Source organism: Azotobacter vinelandii CA (genome assembly GCF_000380335.1).
GTDB classification, from domain to species: Bacteria; Pseudomonadota; Gammaproteobacteria; order Pseudomonadales; family Pseudomonadaceae; genus Azotobacter; species Azotobacter vinelandii.
Window position 1 is genome coordinate 150,169 of the sequence record NC_021149.1, and the last position, 16,636, is coordinate 166,804.

Sequence of the window (16,636 nt, forward strand, 5' to 3'; positions counted from 1 at the left end):
GGAGCGGTTGCCGGGGCGGTGCGCCCCGGCGAGCGGGTTCAGGCGCGCAGCAGGGCCTTGGCCATCTTCGGCGACAACTGGTCCTCGGTGAACTGCGGCTCATTCGGCGGATACAGCACATCTTCGATGATGCTGAAGCCGGACTCCTTGGCCAGGGCGAGGATGTCGCGGATCTTTTCGCAGGCTTTCAGTTTCTCGGCCAGAGCCGGATCCGCCTTGGCCTTCTCGGCGAAGGTCTTGATTTCCTTGATGGACATGCACTTCTCTCTTTGCTGGTTGCTCAAACCCCGGAACGTCGAATTCGCGGGTACCGGCCATATGCAATTGGGATGCCCTTGGAAAATATTTCCTTTAAATCAATTAGTTATGCTTGATTGTTTGTCGCATTGACGACAATCGCCAGTATTTCTTGGCGCAATCGCGACAGTGGTTTACTTCACTCCATCAGCGCCACCGACTTGATCTGTGCATATACCTGCAGGCCCGGCGCCAGTCCCAGCCGGTCGGCCGACAGGCGGGTTATCCGTGCCAGGATGCAGGCGCTGTCCAGATCCAGGCGCACCATGACCCGTGCCGAATCCTGTTCGTGGAACAGGTCGGCGATACGGACGCGAAGAATGTTGAGGATGCTGCTGTTGTGCGGCGGGTCGAGGGAAAGGCTCACGTCCCGGGCGAAGATCCGTACTCGCGTCTCCGCGCCCGGAGGCAGGCGGCTCAGGGAGACGCTGAGGGTTCCACCGGGTACCCGGACGGTGCTGAGCCGGTAATGGGGGTCGTGGTGTTCCACCTGGCCGATGAGTACCACTGCGGCTTCGTCCGGATGGTTGAGCGGTAGACGCGGGTCGCTCAGCAAGCGTCCCGGCGGGCCACTGGCGAACGTCTTGCCCTTGTCCAGCAGAATCAGATGGTCGGCCAGCCGGGTGACCTCGTCCTGGCTGTGAGTGACGTAGAGCAGGGGAATCCGCAGTTGCCCGCGCAACTGTTCGAGGGCCGGCAGGATCTGCGCCCGGCTGTGACGGTCCAGGCAGATCAGCGGGGCATCCAGCAACAGCAGGTCGGGGCTGGTCAGTAATGCGCAGGCGATCGCGACACGCTGGCGCGGACCGTTGGGGAGCCATTCGGCGCGTTGGTCGAGCAGGTCTTCCAATCCGAACAGGGCGATCACCTCATCGAGGCCGAGGCGCCTCCGGGCGCGGGGAATGCGCCGATAGCCGAATTCGAGGTTGGCCCGCACGTCCAGATGCGGGAGCAGTTCGCTGGCCTGGCGGACATAGCCCAGCGAGCGCTGGTGGGGAGGACGGAAGCAGGTGGCGTCCTGCCAGAGCTGCCCGCCAACCTGAAGGAAACCCTCGGCCCGTTCCAGCCCGGCGATGGCGCGCAACAGCGTGGTCTTGCCGCTGCCGGAGCGACCGAGCAGCACACTGATGCCGTTGGCCGGCAGTTGCAGGTGGGCATCGAGCCGGAAGGCTCCCCGCTGCAGGCGCAACTGCGCCTCTATTCCCTGTTCTGGCATCTGAAATCTCCCGTGCCCAGCGGGCGGAAAAGATAAGGGAGGCAGGGCGCCAGCGGTCGCCCGAGCCGTCGCGCCGGGCAGGGCCGCTCGTGCATGTCGCCTGCCTGCGCCTTGCGGCCCCGCTTGCGCCGGCCTTCCCGGAGGGCTTGTCGGCTAGGGCACAAGGCTGATTTATGTGTGTAGCTTTGTGTATAACCGGACAAGCGGAAATGCAATGCAACCCTCTGTTTTTTCTCAATTTAACGCATTGGCAAAGTCTTTGCACTCCAGATGCTCAGCGATTATTTGTATTCATTTCTATATAGCGCATGCCTGTTCCCGGCCCGCCCGGTGCCGGTCCATCATGCCGCTGCTGCAGGAGGTTCAGGATCATGCTGGAAGCAAGCTTTGCAACCGCACCGTTGCCCGACAGCTTCGCATTCGCCCGCGATGGCTTCGTCCTGCTGCGTGGCTGTCTTCCCGAAAGCCTGGTCGACCGGCATGCCGCCGCGGTGGCGGCCTATCGTCTGCGCTGCGAGCCGGCCGCCAGGCAGCGTCAGGCCCATCCGCAGGTATTGCGCCAGCGCAACACCTTCCATCTGCAGGCGGCCGGCATCCTCGGTCTGGTACTGCACGAACGGCTGCTCGCACCGCTGAACATGCTGGCCGGCGAGAGAGCCTACCTGCTCGGCATCGATGCCCTGGAAAGTGCGCAGGTGTTGCTCGCTTGCAGCGCCTGCGCTGGCAGCGTGCCCCATCTGAGCGCGTTGATCGCCCTGCGGCCGATGCCCTTGGAAGCCGGACTCAAAGTCCAGCCGGGCAGCCACCTGGACAGTCGCCGCTCGCTGCGGCGGCTGCTGGCCGGCAACCCGGCGCTGGCCGCCCAGTTGCAGCGGATGCACGAGGAGGGCGCGAGCCTGGAGCAGTGGCGCCAGCTCGAGATGCGTTTGCAACGGGCGCAGGCCCGGGAACCGTCGGCCGGGCAGGCCATGCGCCTGCTGGCCCTGCGCAAGGGGGACGTGCTGATCCAGCAGCAGGGACTGCTCGGGGCGGCCGGGCGGGTGGAGCGCAACAGTTGCCTGATGGTTCGCTATGGCGCGGCCCAATTGCATCGTACCCCTTATTTCAGCGAGGCGGCCCTGGCCGGCGATTGACCGTCCCGACCGTGCCGTTGCGTATTAGGCCGACAAGCCTTGTCGGAAATCAGACATTCATGGCCACAGGTATTGTTCGCTACAGCCACGGGCTAGTTTGTCAAAAAGCAACCTTTTGATTTTAAAGATAAAATTTTAAACATATGGCGTGGCATGCCGGTTGCAGCAATACCTTGCGACAGGTTGAGCAAGCAACCGCCAAGTTTTGTAGGAGACGAGCCGATGATTACCCTGACAGAGAGCGCCAAGAGCGCGGTTACCCGCTTCATCAGCAGCACTGGCAAGCCGATCGCCGGTTTGCGCATCCGGGTCGAGGGTGGCGGTTGTTCCGGCCTGAAATACAGCCTGAAGCTGGAAGAAGCCGGTGCGGAAGACGATCAACTGGTCGACTGCGACGGCATCACCCTGCTGATCGACAGCGCCAGCGCTCCTCTGCTCGATGGCGTGACCATGGACTTCGTGGAAAGCATGGAAGGTAGCGGTTTCACCTTCGTCAATCCGAATGCCACCAACAGTTGTGGTTGTGGCAAGTCTTTTGCTTGTTGAATAAGCAACCCTGAGGTCGCCGGCCGGGCCGGCCCCCAAAGACTCACCGGGAGATGAAGCCGACATGTGGGATTATTCGGAAAAAGTCAAAGAGCACTTCTACAACCCCAAGAATGCTGGAGCCGTGGAAGGCGCCAACGCCATCGGCGACGTCGGATCGCTGAGTTGCGGTGATGCGCTGCGCCTGACCCTGAAGGTGGACCCGGAAACCGACGTGATTCTGGATGCCGGCTTCCAGACCTTCGGCTGTGGTTCCGCCATCGCTTCCTCCTCGGCGCTGACCGAGATGGTCAAGGGCCTGACCCTGGACGAGGCGCTGAAGATCAGTAACCAGGACATCGCCGACTACCTCGATGGCCTGCCGCCGGAGAAGATGCACTGCTCGGTGATGGGCCGCGAAGCCCTGCAGGCCGCGGTGGCCAACTACCGTGGCGAGACGATCGAGGACGACCACGAAGAGGGCGCGCTGATCTGCAAGTGCTTCGCCGTCGACGAGGTGATGGTCCGCGATACCATCCGTGCCAACAAGCTGTCTACCGTTGAGGACGTGACCAATTACACCAAGGCCGGCGGTGGCTGCTCCGCCTGCCACGAGGCTATCGAGCGCGTGCTGACCGAAGAGCTGGCCGCTCGCGGTGAAGTCTTCGTCGCGGCCCCGATAAAGGCCAAGAAGAAGGTCAAGGTGCTCGCCCCCGAGCCGGCTCCCGCCCCGGTGGCCGAAGCCCCGGCGGCTGCCCCGAAGCTGAGCAACCTGCAGCGCATCCGTCGCATCGAGACCGTGCTGGCGGCGATCCGTCCGACCTTGCAGCGCGACAAGGGCGACGTCGAACTGATCGATGTCGACGGCAAGAACGTTTATGTCAAGCTCACCGGCGCCTGCACCGGCTGCCAGATGGCCAGCATGACCCTCGGCGGCATCCAGCAGCGCCTGATCGAGGAGCTCGGCGAGTTCGTCAAGGTGATTCCGGTCAGCGCTGCGGCTCACGCGCAGATGGAGGTCTGAAATGGCTGACGTCTATCTCGATAACAACGCCACCACCCGGGTGGACGACGAAATCGTCCAGGCCATGCTGCCGTTCTTCACCGAACAGTTCGGCAACCCCTCGTCGCTGCACAGCTTCGGCAACCAGGTCGGCATGGCGCTGAAGAAGGCCCGCCAGAGCGTGCAGAAACTGCTCGGTGCCGAACACGATTCGGAAATCGTCTTCACCTCCTGCGGCACCGAGTCGGACTCCACCGCGATCCTCTCGGCGCTCAAGGCCCAGCCCGAACGCAAGACCGTCATCACCACCGTGGTCGAACACCCGGCCGTCCTCAGCCTGTGCGATTACCTCGCCAGTGAGGGCTACACCGTGCACAAGCTGCCGGTGGACAAGAAAGGCCGTCTGGATCTGGAGCATTACGCCAGCCTGCTGACCGACGATGTCGCCGTGGTGTCGGTGATGTGGGCCAACAACGAGACCGGTACCCTGTTCCCGATCGAAGAGATGGCGCGCCTGGCCGACGACGCCGGCATCATGTTTCACACCGATGCCGTGCAGGCCGTGGGCAAGGTACCGATCGACCTGAAGAATTCGTCGATCCACATGCTTTCGCTGTCGGGCCACAAGCTGCACGCGCCCAAAGGTGTCGGCGTGCTCTATCTGCGCCGCGGCACCCGCTTCCGTCCGCTGCTGCGCGGTGGTCACCAGGAGCGCGGCCGTCGTGCCGGCACCGAGAACGCCGCCTCCATCATCGGCCTGGGTGTCGCCGCCGAACGCGCGCTGCAGTTCATGGAGCACGAGAACACCGAGGTCAAGCGCCTGCGCGACAAGCTGGAGGCCGGTATCCTCGCCGTCGTGCCCCATGCCTTCGTCACCGGCGATCCGGACAACCGCTTGCCCAACACCGCCAACATCGCGTTCGAGTACATCGAGGGCGAGGCCATCCTGCTGCTGCTGAACAAGGTCGGCATCGCCGCCTCCAGCGGTTCGGCCTGCACCTCCGGCTCCTTGGAGCCCTCCCACGTGATGCGCGCCATGGACATTCCCTATACTGCCGCCCACGGCACCGTGCGCTTCTCCCTGTCGCGCTACACCACCGAGGAGGAGATCGACCGGGTGATCCGCGAGGTTCCGCCGATCGTGGCCCAGTTGCGCAAGCTGTCGCCCTACTGGAGCGGCAACGGTCCGGTGGAGGACCCGGGCAAGGCCTTCGCTCCGGTCTACGGCTGAGTCGCCGCCGTCCTGCGGGAGCGTATCCCGCGGGAAATCGTCCCCACCCCGCCCGAGTTGTTGGAGAAAGCCATGGCTAGCGTGATCATCGACGACACTACCCTGCGTGACGGTGAACAGAGTGCCGGGGTCGCCTTCAATGCCGACGAGAAGATCGCTATCGCCCGCGCGCTCGCCGAACTGGGCGTGCCGGAGTTGGAGATCGGCATTCCCAGCATGGGCGAGGAAGAGCGCGAGGTGATGCACGCCATCGCCGGTCTCGGCCTGTCGTCTCGCCTGCTGGCCTGGTGCCGGCTATGCGACGTCGATCTCGCGGCGGCGCGCTCCACCGGGGTGACCATGGTCGACCTTTCGCTGCCGGTCTCCGACCTGATGCTGCACCACAAGCTCAATCGCGATCGCGACTGGGCCTTGCGCGAAGTGGCCAGGCTGGTCGGCGAAGCGCGCATGGCCGGGCTCGAGGTGTGCCTGGGCTGCGAGGACGCCTCGCGGGCGGATCTGGAGTTCGTCGTGCAGGTGGGCGAAGTGGCGCAGGCCGCCGGCGCCCGTCGGCTGCGCTTCGCCGACACCGTCGGGGTCATGGAGCCCTTCGGCATGCTCGACCGCTTCCGTTTCCTCAGCCGGCGCCTGGACATGGAGCTGGAAGTGCACGCCCACGATGATTTCGGGCTGGCCACGGCCAACACCCTGGCCGCGGTGATGGGCGGGGCGACTCATATCAACACCACGGTCAACGGGCTCGGCGAGCGTGCCGGCAACGCCGCGCTGGAAGAGTGCGTGCTGGCGCTCAAGAACCTCCACGGTATCGACACCGGTATCGATACCCGCGGCATCCCGGCCATCTCCGCGCTGGTCGAGCGGGCCTCGGGGCGCCAGGTGGCCTGGCAGAAGAGCGTGGTCGGCGCCGGGGTGTTCACTCACGAGGCCGGTATCCACGTCGACGGACTGCTCAAGCATCGGCGCAACTACGAGGGGCTGAATCCCGACGAACTCGGTCGCAGCCACAGTCTGGTGCTGGGCAAGCATTCCGGGGCGCACATGGTGCGCAACACGTACCGCGATCTGGGTATCGAGCTGGCGGACTGGCAGAGCCAAGCGCTGCTCGGCCGCATCCGTGCCTTCTCCACCAGGACCAAGCGCAGCCCGCAGCCTGCCGAGCTGCAGGATTTCTATCGGCAGTTGTGCGAGCAAGGCAATCCCGAACTGGCCGCAGGAGGAATGGCATGAGTCTGCTTACGCAATGGCGTGATGACATCCGCTGCGTCTTCGAGCGCGACCCGGCGGCACGCACCACCTTCGAGGTGCTCACCACCTATCCGGGGGTGCACGCGATCATCGGCTACCGGCTGGCCAATCGCCTGTGGCGTGCCGGCTGGCGCTATCCGGCACGTCTGCTGTCGTTCGTCGCCCGCATGCTGAGCAACGTGGACATTCACCCGGGGGCGACCATCGGCGAGCGTTTCTTCATCGATCACGGCGCCTGCGTGGTGATCGGCGAAACCGCCGAGATCGGCAACGACGTGACCCTCTACCATGGCGTGACTCTCGGCGGCACCAGTTGGAACAAGGGCAAGCGCCATCCGACGCTGAGGGACGGCGTGCTGGTGGGCGCGGGAGCCAAGATTCTCGGTCCCATCACCGTGGGCGCGGGCGCCCGGGTGGGGGCCAACTCCGTGGTGGTCCAGGATGTGCCGGACGGTTGCACCGTGGTCGGCATCCCCGGCAAGGTAGTCAAGGTGCGCGAGGCCGGCCGCCCGAATCCCTATGGCATCGACCTCGACCATCACCTGATTCCGGACCCGGTGGGCAAGGCCATCGCCTGCCTGCTGGAGCGCATCGATGCGCTGGAGAAGCAGGTCGAGGCGGGTGGGCTGGTCACCGTCGGCAGCCAGCAGCAGTTCTACCAGGTCTGTAACTCCGACAACAGCATTTGCGAGAGCGACTGCGCCGGTGGCACCACTGCGCAGGCTCAACAATCGGCCGGTCGCCGTCGGGCCGTACCCACTCCGGTGGCCGAGTGATCGCTGGAACCACGGGAGACGACTGAGCATGGACCTGCAGGACTTCGACAGCGACAGCCTGTACTACGACGAGCCGCTCGCCCCGGAGGTAGCGGCCCGTCTGGCCGCGGCCGCCGAACAGTATGCCGAGGGCACCGCCGAGCAGCCGCTGCTCGAGGCACAGGCCCTCGCCCCGGACGATCTGACGGTGCTGGTCGGCCTGTATCGCTTCTATTTCTACCAGCACCGCTATCAGGACGCTCTGCAGATCGCCTGGCGGGTACTGGAGGTGGTCGGTCCCCGGCTGCTGCTGCCCGCGGACTGGCGCGCGATCGATGCCGGGTATCTCGCGGCGGCATCCGAGCGGGGCATCGCGCTCCTGCGTTTCTATCTGCTGGCGCTCAAGGGTGCCGGCTATCTGAACCTGCGTCTGGGCCGGTTCGAGCAGGGCAAGGCCATGCTCGCCAAGGTCGTCGAGCTGGACACGGAAAACCGCCTGGGAGCCAGGCTGTTGTTGGACGTGCTGGCCGAACACAGCGCTGAAATCCTGATTTTCCCCACTGCGGCCAACGCGGAGATAAGACCATGACCGTGCAACCCTTTTCCCCGGATTCCGACCTGACCCTGGACGAGGCCATGGACGAGCTGGTCTCGGCCGAGGACTTCCTCGAGTTCTTCGGTGTGCCCTTCGATCAGGATGTCGTGCATGTCAACCGGCTGCACATCATGCAACGCTACCACGACTACCTGAGCAAGGCCGGCGATCTGGACGAGCACGACGACCAGGCCCGCTACGCGGTGTTCCAGAAGCTGCTGGCGCGCGCCTATCTGGACTTCGTCGAGTCCGATGCCCTGACCGAGAAGGTCTTCAAGGTGTTTCGCATGCACGAACCGCAGAAGACCTTCGTTTCCATCGACCAACTGTTGAGCTGAGCTTAAGAGGGGAGGCGCCATGCTGCCGCAGTTTGAATATGGTGATGAGGTTCGCCTGATTCGCAACGTGCGTAACGACGGCACCTATCCGGGCATGAATACCGGCGCCCTGCTGATGCGCCGTGGCGCGGTGGGTTGCGTCTATGACGTCGGTACTTATCTGCAGGATCAATTGATCTATCGCGTGCACTTCCTCGACGAAGGACGCACCATCGGCTGCCGCGAGGAGGAGCTGATCCTCGCCTCGGCTCCCTGGATTCCCAACCTTTTCGAGTTCCGCGACGATGTGATCGCCACCCGCAGTCTTGCCGTGCGCGGCCAGGTGCTGGTGAAGCGTGGCCAGCTCGGCAGCATCATGAAGGTGCTGCGCGACGAGCCCGAGCTCGGCATCCAGTACCATGTCCACTTCGGCGACGGTCTGGTATTGCAGGTGCCCGAGCAGAGCCTGGCGATGGCCGACTCCACGGCGGCCATCGAGGAGGTGCTCGATGGCATCTGAGCGTCTCGCCGACGGCGACAGCCGCTATTACTTGCTGAAGGTCGCCCACGAGCAGTTCGGCTGCGCGCCCGGCGAGCTCAGCGAGGAGCAGCTCCAGCAGGCCGACCGCATCATCGGCCGGCAGAGGCATATCGAGGACGCCGTGTTGCGCAGCCCCGATGCGATCGGTGTGGTGATCCCGCCCTCCCAGCTCGAAGAGGCCTGGGCACACATCGCCAGCCGCTACGAGAGTCCCGAGGCGCTACAGCAGGCCCTCGACGCGCAGGCGCTGGATGCTGCCGGCATGCGCGCCATGCTGGCCCGGGAGCTCAGGGTCGAGGCCGTTCTCGACTGCGTCTGCGCCGGCCTGCCGGAGATCAGCGACACCGATGTGAGCCTCTACTACTTCAACCACGCCGAGCAATTCAAGGTGCCCGCCCAGCACAAGGCCCGGCACATCCTGGTCACCATCAACGAGGATTTTCCGGAAAACACCCGCGAAGCCGCCCGGACGCGCATCGAGACCATCCTCAAGCGGCTGCGCGGCAAGCCGGAGCGCTTCGCCGAGCAGGCGATGAAGCACTCCGAATGTCCCACCGCGATGCAGGGCGGATTGCTCGGCGAGGTGGTCCCGGGAACGCTTTATCCCGAACTGGACGCCTGCCTGTTCCAGATGGCGCGGGGAGAACTGAGTCCGGTACTGGAATCGCCGATCGGTTTTCACGTGCTGTACTGCGAAAGCGTGAGCCCCGCCCGGCAGCTCACCCTCGAGGAGATCCTGCCGCGTCTGCGCGACAGGCTGCAGCTCCGGCAGCGCAAGGCGTATCAGCGCAAATGGCTGGAAAGCCTGCTCCAACAAAACGCTACTTTGGAGAACCTCGCCCATGGATAAAACGGACAAACCCTGCTGCTCGTTCTGCGGCGCGGAGAAGAGCCCGACCGTTCCGCTGATCGCCGGCAACGACGGGCGAATCTGCGAAGCCTGCGTCAAGCTTGCCCATCAGGTGGTCAGCAGCTGGGGGCAGCGGCGCAAGAACCAGCAGCTGGCTCCGCAGCTACGCACCCCCGTGGAATACAAGAAGCACCTGGACGAGTCGGTGATCGGTCAGGAGGCAGCCAAGGAGACCCTGTCGGTCGCGGTCTACAACCACTACCTGCGCTTGCTCAACTGCGATCGCGAACCGGTCTGCCAACTGGGCGAGCAGGTCGAACTGGAGAAATCCAACATCCTCATGGCCGGCCCTTCGGGTACCGGCAAGACCCTGCTGGTGCGTACCCTGGCGCGCATTCTCGGGGTTCCCTTCGCCATGGCCGATGCCACCACCCTGACCCAGGCCGGCTATGTCGGCGATGACGTCGACAGCATCATCACCCGTCTGCTCGATGCGGCCGGCGGCGACGTGCAGCAGGCGCAGTGGGGCATCGTCTATATCGACGAGGTGGACAAGCTGGCCAAGCGCAGCGGGGGCGGTACGGCGGTGCGCGACATCTCCGGCGAAGGGGTACAGCAGGCCCTGCTGAAGATGGTCGAAGGCACCGAGGTGCGCATCAGCAAGTCCGGGCGACGCAACGAGCACAGCGAGGAGCAGGTGGTGGACACCCGCAATATCCTGTTCATCGCCGGCGGTGCCTTCCCCGGGTTGGAAGCACTGGTCTCGAGCCGCATCCAGCCGAAGAACACCGGTATCGGTTTCCATGCCCAGCCGCGTCGGGAGGCCCCTTCGATCAACGAGCTGATGGCCTCGCTGCTACCGGACGACCTGCACGAGTTCGGCCTGATTCCCGAATTCATCGGTCGTTTCCCGATCATCACCTTCCTGCAGGAACTCGACCACGCCACCCTGCTGCGTATCCTCACCGAGCCGCGCAATGCACTGGTCAAACAGTACAAGCAGTTGTTCGCCTATCAGGGCGTCGAACTGGTGATCACCGATGCGGCCCTCAACTACATCGCCGACCAGGCGCTGATTCGCAAGACCGGTGCCCGCGGATTGCGCGCTGTACTGGAAGCCGCCCTGCAGCAGACCATGTTCAACATGCCCTCGCAGCCACAACTGCGCGGTTGTACGCTGGATCTGGTCGAGCATGAGGATGGCGGCCGCTCTCTGGAGGTTCTGACCCGACTGGCCGAAGATGGCAGCGGACGGATTCAGCCCGATCCATCTCCGGTAGTGGAGGAAAAATCCGCGCTGTCGGCCGACCTCTGAGGAGGTCGTAAAGAACTGTTGTAAAAACGACAAGGCCTGCCTGCCCGCCCCATTCTTATCGTCGCATTTGCGACAGGATTTTTTACTGCCATAAAAAATGCTTTTAAATCAATAAGTTGGTAAATGTGTTCGGGGTTTGGGGAGTGGTCTGCTTCTTGCTGTTACTCACCGGCCAGCCAGGTGTACAAGCCCGGAGACTGGCGCTCCGACCACGAATCTCATGCATGCAGCCAGAGGTTAAGTTATGGCCAAGATTGGACTCTTCTTCGGTAGCAACACCGGTAAAACCCGCAAGGTCGCCAAGTCGATCAAGAAGCGTTTCGACGACGAAACCATGTCCGATGCGCTGAACGTCAACCGTGTTTCCGCGGAAGACTTCGCCCAGTACCAGTTCCTGATTCTGGGTACTCCGACCCTTGGCGAAGGCGAACTCCCCGGTCTGTCCTCCGACTGCGAAAACGAAAGCTGGGAAGAATTCCTGCCGAAGATCGAGGGCCTGGATTTCAGCGGCAAGACCGTGGCGCTGTTCGGCCTGGGCGATCAGGTTGGCTATCCCGAGAATTACCTGGATGCCCTGGGCGAACTGTATTCCTTCTTCAAGGACCGTGGCGCCAAGATCGTAGGCTCCTGGTCGACCGACGGCTACGAGTTCGAAAGCTCCGAGGCCGTGGTTGACGGCAAGTTCGTCGGCCTGGCGCTGGATCTGGACAATCAGAGCGGCAAGACCGACGAGCGCGTTGCTGCCTGGCTGGCACAGATCGCTCCCGAGTTCGGGCTGTCCCTGTAAAAGTCGATCCCCGGTCATGCGGTCTCCGCTGCATGGCCGGGTGACTTGGCATGTTTTCTTTTCGTTTCTCTGCGGATCGCGCCGCTGGGCGCACACTCTCTCGCAAGGCACGACCGACTCCGATGGCCGGATCTCTTGCGCTTTGTTTCACCGTCATATGGTGTCGCTGTGCGGGACAGCCCGCACGACTCGTCTTCTGTCCGACAAATCGCTCTGTCGGCGATGCCTTGCCCTGAAGGGCGAGGTCGATGGGAAGAAATGCGCCAGGCCTGCCCGGATGGGAGTACGGACAGACCCGGCGACTTGAACGGGTCACTTAGTGATAGCTGATGCCGGAGTCGGCCTGCGCGGTGGCTTCGCGGTAGGCGCGGTTGCCACGGATCTCGACCGCCTCGCCAATGACCAGTTTGTCATTGGGTGCGCGTAATACCTTTTCCTCGCCGCCGGCCGTGCCGGCCTTGTAGGCTCGCTCGCTGAGGCCGGAGGCATCTTGGGCCTCGCCACCGAACAGGGCGCCGACACCTGCACCGACCAACATGCCGAGCGGGCCACCGATGGCGCCGATCATCATGCCGCTCATGCCACCGACCGACTTGCCGGAAGTCTGGTCCTTGGTTTCCTCGAGGACTTCGGCGGCATGCACACTACCTGTGGCTATCAAGACGAGAGTCAGAGCCAGGGTGCCGAGCTTTTTCATGGCGAATCCTCCGAGGAAGTCTTCAATAGTCTTTGCTCTTTATCCATGAAGCGTGCCAAGAATAATTATTTATTAAAATCAATAACTTACTTTCTTTGGCAGGCGATGTGAGCGACAAAGTGTGGTGATGCCGACAAAATATTGTCTGGTTTCGCACAGAAATCTGCGATTTTGTTGATTAGGGTCAAGAAATCCTGCATGGTTTTATGGCTGAGGTGCTTGTGTAGGGCCGGTCGCGGCGGGATAGGGTGTGCGACACTCGGGACTCCCGATGTCGTGGCCGGGCGCTGGAAATTCGGCGGAGTGCCTTTCAGCATGGAGATGCATGCACGAAGACCATTGTTGGCGACGAGCTTCGGGCTGTTCGCTGCCGATGCGGATCGGGACGCCTGGGCTTGCTGCGCTCGGGGGAAGGTCCGGCGGCCGTCGCTGAGATTCTCGCAGGAGGGTTCGAGATAACGGGTATTGTTGGCAGCGCCATGGTGATGGATACCCTGCCGGTAAGGGATGCCCTCGATTCGGGTCTGGTGGCAGATGTCGAAGCTGCCTTCGGGACAGTGCTCGGTGAAGTTCATTTCCACCTGCTGGCCGGGCAAGGCGAGCGACAGGAATGGCGGGCGCATGGAGAGTTCTGTCGAGAGGACGCCCGACGTCTAACGTGACATGCCAGCTCGTCTCTTCCTCCGAGGCCTTCTGCCGCGACGGGCTTCCCGCCCCGCGCAAAAAGCCTCACCATGCCGCCAATGTTGAAGAACATTCCCACCCACCTGATCGCCGGCCCCCTCGGGGCGGGCAAGACCAGCCTGATCCGCCAGTTGCTGGCACAGAAGCCGGCCACCGAGCGCTGGGCGGTGCTGATCAACGAATTCGGCCGGATCGGCCTGGATGCCGCCCTGCTGGATAGCGGCACAGAGGGCGTCGCTTTCGCCGAAGTCGCCGGTGGCTGCCTCTGTTGCGTCAACGGTGTCCCCTTTCAGGTCGCTCTGACGCGGCTGCTGCGCAAGGTCCGTCCCTGCCGCCTGCTGATCGAGCCTTCCGGACTCGGCCATCCGGTCGGGCTGTGGGATCGGCTCATGGCGCCTCCCTGGTTCGAAGTGCTGGCACTGCGGCCCGCCGTACTGGTTTTGGATGCTGCCGACCTGGTTGCCGGTGCGGCACTGCCGTCGACTCAGGCGGAGATGTTGGCCATGGCCGGGCTGCTGGTCCTGAACAAGGCGGAGTCGCTGGATGGGGCAGCACGTGCGCAATTGGCGGAAAGGCTGCCGCGACGTCCGTTGTACTGGACCAGCCAGGGAGCGTTGCCTCTGGCGCTGCTGCCGGAGCTGGCCGTCCGCACGGACGAGGGCGGCGGGCTTCCGGGCGCTGAATTGCCGGCTGTTGCGGCGGCGCTGGAAGAGGTCTGGGCGGATCCGCGGCTTCCGATCTGCGTCAGCCAGGCTCGGGCCGATGGCTGGAGCATCGGCTGGCGTTGGCATGCCAGTCAGCGTTTCGCGCTGACGCGCATCCGGCATTGGCTGTCCGGCCTGCATTGGCGGCGCGCCAAGCTGGTTCTGCATGCCGGGGACGGCTGGCTGTCCGGCAACGCGCTAGATCGCCAGCCGATCCGCTGGCAGCCCAGCGAATGGCGCAGGGATTCGCGGCTCGAGCTGATTTTCGCCGAAGCGCAGGACGAGGAAGCGCTCAGGGCCGCGATGGAGGCCTGTCGCCTGCCCGGTTGAAGGCTGGCCCGGAAACCCGTTCCACGCCCTGCGGGCACGTTTTTCTTTCGGCATCCGTTCGGTGGCACGCTCTGGCGCGCCCGAGTCCCGGCGTCATGGCTCATGTACTGCCGGGCAGCCGTTGTCGGTTCGTGCCGGTACACCCCGGAGAGGGTTGTGGGCGGGGCCGATTTTCTACCGCGGAAGGACTGGAGTGGAGCAGTCAGGCACTGTATAGGGTTTCAGTAATGGTGCTGCTTGTGCGAGGGGTGTTCGCGGCGCCATTGGTCGAGCTGGATCACTTCGGCGGACTGGCGAGAGGGGGGCAGTGGTGCGGGAAAGGGGTGAGCGCCCAGTTCGATGCGGGCGACATGGCGGCCGAACATGACGATGCTGCCGTTGTAGCGCTGTTCGCCGGTGACGGTGAATTCGAAATCGTAGATGCGGGCCATGCGTCGATGGCCGCGGGCATCGGGGTGCAGGCCGAAACGGCGCAGAGCGACGTTGTCGTCGAGCAAGTCGACACCTGCTTTCGCGCAGTGTTGCCTGACTGCGGCCAGGGCCCGCTCACGCAGACCGTGGGTATGCCACAGCCAGGCACCGGTGCCGGCCAGCAGCAACAGAATGGACAGGTTGGCGAGAGTCAGCATGATTTGTTGTTGTTTTACCTGTGACGTCGAGCCCAGCTTAGTCGATCCGCCGGTCGACGCCTGTGCATTCGTCGTTCGAGTTAAGAGGAAGCCGCCTTGTTCTTGATCTCCTTGTAGCGCGCTTCCAGTTCCTGGCGCAGCTCGCGACGTCGCTTGGCCTGTTCATAGCGACGTATTTCCTGTTCCGTGGTGGGCTGCAGCGGCGGCACATGAGTGGGCTTGCGATTTTCATCGAGGGCCACCATGGTGAAGAAACTACTGTTGGTGTGGCGTACGGTGCGTTCGCGGATGTTCTCGGTGACGACCCGGATGCCGATTTCCATGGATGTGCTGCCAGTATAGTTGACCGAGGCGAGGAAGGTCACCAGCTCGCCGACGTGGACCGGCTGGCGAAAGATCACCTGGTCCACCGAGAGCGTTACCGCATAGCTGCCGGCATAACGGCTGGCACAGGCGTAAGCGACCTCGTCGAGCAGCTTGAGCAACGTGCCGCCATGCACGTTGCCGGAGAAGTTGGCCATGTCCGGCGTCATCAGCACGGTCATCGTCAACTGGGCGTTACCATATTCCATCAGCGGCCTCCTAGTAGCCTAATGTTGGGTGAGACGTAATGCCGCAACGATAACCGAATTGAGCGGATTTGCCTGCAGCTAATTGCTATGCACGGATAAAATATACCGCCCGGGCGTCTGGAACCCTCGTTCCAGAATGCCACCATTCTATTCGTCGACCCGGAAGCGCAGCACGCCGATCAACTGGCCGGCCTCGGTCTGCACGCGAATTTCCCAGCGACCTGGGCTGTTCGCGGGAAAATGCCGCTTGTGACTCCAGGCACGATAGCCTTCCTGGCGGCCGCCCCGGATCTCCAGAGGGATGCGGTCCACCTCTCGGCCGGCATGCCGCCAGACATGGTAGATGCGTTCGTTCAGCCCGCGCGGGGCGTGGATCGCGGTGTAGGCATAGAGGCCCCGGGCCTGCAAGCGGGCGAGTTCGATGCGCTTGAGGTTGGCGCCGGGCTTGCGGGTGCGTCCGTCGATTTCCTGGGTCACCGCCACTGCGTTCAACCACAGGGTGGCCGGCGGCACCCAGGTACGAGCCCACCAGCCGGCGCCACCGAGGGCGGCGAGCAGGCCGATCAACAGCAGTCGACGCCGCCAGTTCTGCCCGTTCAATGCGCCGAGCAGGCTGGGGAAAGCCAGCAGCATGGTGCAGGCCAGGGCCAGCCGGTAGCTTTGCGGCGTCGCCAACTGGTAGATCAGCGGCAGGGTGGTGAGCAGCACGGCGAACAGGGTCAGGCAATGGAAGGCCATGAATGCCCAGCGCCGCGGTGCCAGCCAGCGGTAGTACAGCGGGTCGGTGATCGATACCAGTGCGGCCAGGCCGAGCAGGAGGGTGAAGGCGGCCTGGCCGCTGTTCCAGGTGGTAGTGGTGAAGAAGAAGGGCAGGACGAAGAACAGGCTTTCCTGGTGGACCATCTGCGTCGCGTAGCGCAGCAGCGGCGGGGGCAGTTCCAATCCGAGCCAGCGGCTCAGGCTGCGGGTCAGCAGGTTTTCCAGCAGCAGCCAGGCCCAGCTCACCAGCATCACGATGGCGATGATGCTGGCCAGGCTTTCCTTGCGTTCGACCAGGAAGAAGCTGGCGAGGCCGGATGCGAAGCCGAACAGGGCGAGCAGGCGGGGGTGGCGGCTGGCCAGGGCGATCAGCGGCTGGAGGCGGATTTTCCAGGACTGCATGACGACATCATCGGAACAGGGAGGACAATTCTAGCGGCAAGAAATGCAT

Annotated in this window: 20 protein-coding genes; 13 read left to right on the forward strand and 7 right to left on the reverse strand. The window is 63.6% G+C overall.

Translation table 11 applies throughout. The features are described from left to right. Nucleotides 1–38: 38 nt before the first annotated feature. Together AVCA_RS00740 and modC are read right to left on the reverse strand one after the other, a co-directional pair. Entirely contained in the window at nt 39–257 is a 219-nt protein-coding gene (locus AVCA_RS00740) for a Nif11-like leader peptide family natural product precursor (RefSeq protein WP_012698849.1), read from the reverse strand. 179 nt (nt 258–436) lie between these two features. Next, a complete protein-coding gene (modC, locus tag AVCA_RS00745) occupies nt 437–1,513 on the reverse strand; it encodes a molybdenum ABC transporter ATP-binding protein (protein WP_012698850.1) in 1,077 nt (358 codons plus the stop codon). A gap of 371 nt (nt 1,514–1,884) precedes the next feature. Here modC and AVCA_RS00750 point away from each other — a divergent pair, with 371 nt between their 5' ends. The 12 genes from AVCA_RS00750 (at nt 1,885) to AVCA_RS00805 (ending at nt 11,810) form a co-directional block, all read left to right on the forward strand. After that, nucleotides 1,885–2,646: a hypothetical protein gene (locus AVCA_RS00750; RefSeq protein ID WP_012698851.1), complete on the forward strand. Its 762-nt coding sequence runs from the start codon at nt 1,885–1,887 to the stop codon at nt 2,644–2,646. 222 nt (nt 2,647–2,868) lie between these two features. Beyond that, on the forward strand, nt 2,869–3,192 hold the full coding sequence (locus AVCA_RS00755; protein WP_012698852.1) for a HesB/IscA family protein: 324 nt from the start codon (nt 2,869–2,871) through the stop codon (nt 3,190–3,192). A 64-nt stretch (nt 3,193–3,256) separates the two neighbouring features. After that, nucleotides 3,257–4,195: a Fe-S cluster assembly protein NifU gene (gene nifU / locus AVCA_RS00760; RefSeq protein ID WP_012698853.1), complete on the forward strand. Its 939-nt coding sequence runs from the start codon at nt 3,257–3,259 to the stop codon at nt 4,193–4,195. A gap of 1 nt (nt 4,196) precedes the next feature. Next, nucleotides 4,197–5,405: a cysteine desulfurase NifS gene (nifS, locus tag AVCA_RS00765; protein ID WP_012698854.1), complete on the forward strand. Its 1,209-nt coding sequence runs from the start codon at nt 4,197–4,199 to the stop codon at nt 5,403–5,405. Between the two features lie 72 nt (nt 5,406–5,477). Beyond that, nucleotides 5,478–6,632 carry a homocitrate synthase gene (nifV, locus tag AVCA_RS00770; RefSeq protein WP_012698855.1) on the forward strand — a complete coding sequence of 385 codons (1,155 nt, stop codon included), beginning with the start codon at nt 5,478–5,480 and terminating at the stop codon, nt 6,630–6,632. Next, nucleotides 6,629–7,426 carry a serine O-acetyltransferase gene (cysE, locus tag AVCA_RS00775; protein ID WP_012698856.1) on the forward strand — a complete coding sequence of 266 codons (798 nt, stop codon included), beginning with the start codon at nt 6,629–6,631 and terminating at the stop codon, nt 7,424–7,426. Before nifV ends, cysE begins: the two co-directional genes overlap by 4 nt. A 28-nt stretch (nt 7,427–7,454) precedes the next feature. After that, entirely contained in the window at nt 7,455–7,994 is a 540-nt protein-coding gene (locus tag AVCA_RS00780) for a hypothetical protein (RefSeq protein ID WP_012698857.1), read from the forward strand. Then, nucleotides 7,991–8,338 carry a nitrogenase-stabilizing/protective protein NifW gene (gene nifW / locus AVCA_RS00785; RefSeq protein WP_012698858.1) on the forward strand — a complete coding sequence of 116 codons (348 nt, stop codon included), beginning with the start codon at nt 7,991–7,993 and terminating at the stop codon, nt 8,336–8,338. The genes AVCA_RS00780 and nifW overlap by 4 nt, the downstream gene beginning before the upstream one ends. A gap of 19 nt (nt 8,339–8,357) precedes the next feature. Continuing rightward, entirely contained in the window at nt 8,358–8,837 is a 480-nt protein-coding gene (locus tag AVCA_RS00790) for a nitrogen fixation protein NifZ (protein WP_012698859.1), read from the forward strand. After that, the gene (nifM, locus tag AVCA_RS00795) at nt 8,827–9,708 is read left to right on the forward strand and encodes a nitrogen fixation protein NifM (RefSeq protein ID WP_012698860.1); all 882 of its coding nucleotides are present in this window, start codon (nt 8,827–8,829) and stop codon (nt 9,706–9,708) included. Before AVCA_RS00790 ends, nifM begins: the two co-directional genes overlap by 11 nt. Then, a complete protein-coding gene (gene clpX / locus AVCA_RS00800; protein ID WP_012698861.1) occupies nt 9,701–11,023 on the forward strand; it encodes an ATP-dependent Clp protease ATP-binding subunit ClpX in 1,323 nt (440 codons plus the stop codon). The genes nifM and clpX overlap by 8 nt, the downstream gene beginning before the upstream one ends. A gap of 244 nt (nt 11,024–11,267) precedes the next feature. Next, the gene (locus AVCA_RS00805; protein WP_012698862.1) at nt 11,268–11,810 is read left to right on the forward strand and encodes a flavodoxin; all 543 of its coding nucleotides are present in this window, start codon (nt 11,268–11,270) and stop codon (nt 11,808–11,810) included. A gap of 316 nt (nt 11,811–12,126) precedes the next feature. On the opposite strand, the gene AVCA_RS00810 is transcribed toward AVCA_RS00805, so the two are convergent. Then, nucleotides 12,127–12,507, reverse strand: a complete 381-nt coding sequence (locus AVCA_RS00810; protein WP_012698863.1) for a hypothetical protein — start codon at nt 12,505–12,507, stop codon at nt 12,127–12,129. Nucleotides 12,508–12,593: 86 nt separating this feature from the next. Next, nucleotides 12,594–13,130: a hypothetical protein gene (locus AVCA_RS25820; RefSeq protein WP_139239926.1), complete on the reverse strand. Its 537-nt coding sequence runs from the start codon at nt 13,128–13,130 to the stop codon at nt 12,594–12,596. Nucleotides 13,131–13,250: 120 nt separating this feature from the next. Between AVCA_RS25820 and AVCA_RS00815 the strand changes: the two genes are divergently transcribed. Continuing rightward, the gene (locus AVCA_RS00815) at nt 13,251–14,225 is read left to right on the forward strand and encodes a CobW family GTP-binding protein (RefSeq protein ID WP_012698864.1); all 975 of its coding nucleotides are present in this window, start codon (nt 13,251–13,253) and stop codon (nt 14,223–14,225) included. Nucleotides 14,226–14,446: 221 nt separating this feature from the next. Here AVCA_RS00815 and AVCA_RS00820 read toward each other — a convergent pair whose 3' ends face one another. The 3 genes from AVCA_RS00820 to AVCA_RS00830 all read right to left on the reverse strand — a co-directional run bounded on the left by AVCA_RS00820 (nt 14,447) and on the right by AVCA_RS00830 (nt 16,587). Next, nucleotides 14,447–14,854, reverse strand: coding sequence for a DUF3301 domain-containing protein (locus AVCA_RS00820; protein WP_012698865.1), 408 nt, complete (start codon nt 14,852–14,854; stop codon nt 14,447–14,449). 80 nt (nt 14,855–14,934) lie between these two features. Continuing rightward, complete coding sequence (locus tag AVCA_RS00825) at nt 14,935–15,426, reverse strand: acyl-CoA thioesterase (protein WP_012698866.1); 492 nt, start codon at nt 15,424–15,426, stop codon at nt 14,935–14,937. A 147-nt stretch (nt 15,427–15,573) separates the two neighbouring features. Further along, entirely contained in the window at nt 15,574–16,587 is a 1,014-nt protein-coding gene (locus tag AVCA_RS00830; RefSeq protein WP_012698867.1) for a DUF5924 family protein, read from the reverse strand. Nucleotides 16,588–16,636 lie beyond the last annotated feature (49 nt).